1 protein-coding gene is annotated in these 2,439 nt (G+C 66.0%); it reads right to left on the bottom strand.

Features of this window, described 5'->3' with window-relative positions:
• Nucleotides 1-31 precede the first annotated feature (31 nt).
• Nucleotides 32-1,828 (bottom strand): hypothetical protein, encoded by a 1,797-nt coding sequence (locus O3Q52_RS51955; RefSeq protein WP_269655380.1) that lies wholly within the window; start codon nucleotides 1,826-1,828, stop codon nucleotides 32-34.
• Between the last annotated feature and the right edge of the window lie 611 nt (nucleotides 1,829-2,439).

The raw sequence follows: 2,439 nt of genomic DNA, 5'->3' as shown, positions 1-2,439 counted from the left end.
ACCAGTCCGGGACGGCTCCGCCACCCGGACGCTACCGCCTGCCCACCGGACCGTTGATTTTCCGTTCAGCCGCACCCAACCGATACAGGCCGCCATCTGCCCGCTTGTCGGTGGCCGTCTTCTCCAGAGTGCCGTCCGTGTGCCAACCGTCATCCGGCTTGTAGTCACTCCACACTTGCGCCCACGTACCTGACGTCGTGTCCGTACTGGAGCGCTGCATCACGAACTCGGCCTGCAGAGAGCCCTTTTCCTCACCCGAACTCGGCTGGACCTTCGTCTGCACGCGAGCCTGCACGGTGGGGGTGTCCACCGTGACGGTGAGCGGGTCCGACGCAGGACGGCAGACGGCCGTGTCACCAGTACCGGGGATCGCACCGACCGAGGTGGGCACCCCTGGCCTGTGCACGTACCAGACCTTCAGCTCTGCGTTGGAGTCGAACCGCTTCCAGGCTCGCGGCTCGCCCTCGTCCTTCGCGCGCAGCATCAGCGTCAGCCGGGAAATCTTGCCATCGGCGAAAGCCCGCACCGTTGAGGTCAGATTCTCGTCCGGCTCATCGGGATTGTCGCTGAGCTCGACCCACGCATTGGGCTGGTCAGGAGTACAGAGGTCCCCTCGGCCCGCCGAAACGTAGCGGTCGCCCATCTGGTCGAGTTGCTTGGGGCCCGGCCACCGCGTGCCTTCGGAGATGTTGTCCGTGCGCTCGAGATCCACCCAGTAGGGCGTGCAGTTGAACGACCAGGTCTCGTACGCGCGGAACGTCGCGTCCAGCACCTGCTTGCCGGCCAGTTTCCCGGCGCCGAACTCGAAGTACATCCGGTCGGTGTAGCCGCCCGTGCTGCAGGCGAATCCGTCCGCGACACCACAACCGCCCACGCCCTTGGGCTCGCTGAACTTCCAGAACTTGTCGCCGTCCGACGACAGCTTGGTCCACTCGGAGGCACCCAGGCCGACGGAGGGATCGATGAAGACCGGGTACACCGTCTTCTGTCCGCGCAGCAGATCCAGGTCCGGCGTCACCGAGACCGTGCCCTCGCCCACCGAGACCGGCAGCTCCGCAGTGGCATCGCCCTCACCAGGATGCGTCGGATCGGCCGCAACGCCTTCCTCTGCTTGCGCCTCGACGCGCTCGGACGACATCAACTGCGGCTGCACATCGGTGGGCTCGTCGTCCCCCGCCGAGTCCCACATCTGCCCGGCGGGCCCGCGGAAGACCGCGTTGCCGTCGGCGTCCACCGCACGCAGACCGTCCCCCGCCCCCGGCACCAGGCTCAGCCCCTCGCCGGTGGCAGTGAGCTTCACCTGTTCCAGTTCCGAACTGGCCGCGGCGTCGGCTGTCTTGACCACCAGCACCTCGCGGTAGCCCTCGGCCGTCGCGGTGAGTTGGAGATCCACTCCGCCGATGGGTACGTCGGCGTAGGTAGCCGTTGCCCCGTCCAGAGTGGGTACGGGCAGCGAAGTGGGCCACCCCAGCTTCACCACCTGCCCCTCATGACTGAGCCGCAGCATGTCCGAGCCGCTGCCGCCACCCGAGAACGCCAGATCCACCACTGCGGACTTCGGTCCGACCGTGCCGTTCGAGCGCTTCTCCAGCGTGACGTCGATGTCCTGCCACGTACCGTCTTCGGCCCTGGCTCGCTGTGGCTCCGTCGACTGAGTGAGGGTGAACGTTCCGTCAGGGTTCGCGACGGTCGTTGTGTACTCGGTCCGCGCCGACGTCACCTCGACCGGTTCGCCGGCCACAGCCGCCCGCTCCGAGGCCGACTGCTCGTTCACTTCGGACTGTTGTGGCACGGCCTGAGCGTCGGTCGACGCCGCGAACGTCACCATCGGCAGCAGGGACAACAGCGTTGCCGCTGCCGCCACCCCGCCGATTACACGGCGTGACCGATCCCGCGCATGCCCATACCGACTCCCCCGCCCCAACCCCACAGTCCCCACCCCAGAGTCACAGAATCTTCAAAGGTGGAGTGAGTTAGCGCGGCATCAGTTCCTTACGTCAAGTGTATTTGGGAACAAGTTTCGACGACCGCGGCACCCTGACCTGCGGAAATGCCACGGCATGTCCGATGTGTGCGAAGTCCACCCCAGCTGGGAATTTGTCACACTCCGTAGCAGGCGAAGGAGAATTCATGGCATGGATTTCGCCACTCTCCGCACATGACCCTGTCCAATGTTTAAGCGGAAATGGCGGTGGCGGGCGGACGTGGCCAGGCTCAACCTCCTGGCCACGAACAAGTTCACGCCTGCGCAATCAAAGTGGCACCCAGCAGGGCTGGGCAGCCAGACCGGACAGATTCCGCCAATCTCAGATGGAACCGACCACCCTCCGGTCACTTACCGCATCCAAACCATCGCACCCTGAAGCACAGCCACCAGCAGACCCGCCCGCCGCGCACCTCACCGCATCAAAACCCCCGCCCCCCCCCCCAACCCCTCCG

The sequence above is a fragment of the Streptomyces sp. ActVer genome (genome assembly GCF_027270795.1).
Classification (GTDB): Bacteria; Actinomycetota; Actinomycetes; order Streptomycetales; family Streptomycetaceae; genus Streptomyces; species Streptomyces umbrinus_A.
Note: the sequence above shows the minus strand (reverse complement) of the source record. Positions and strands in the feature narration are given on the sequence as shown.

Excerpts from the sequence above, each read along its gene's own strand:
- O3Q52_RS51955 (WP_269655380.1), bottom strand. The coding sequence starts at position 1,828 with ATGGTGACGTTCGCGGCGTCGACCGACGCTCAGGCCGTGCCACAACAG.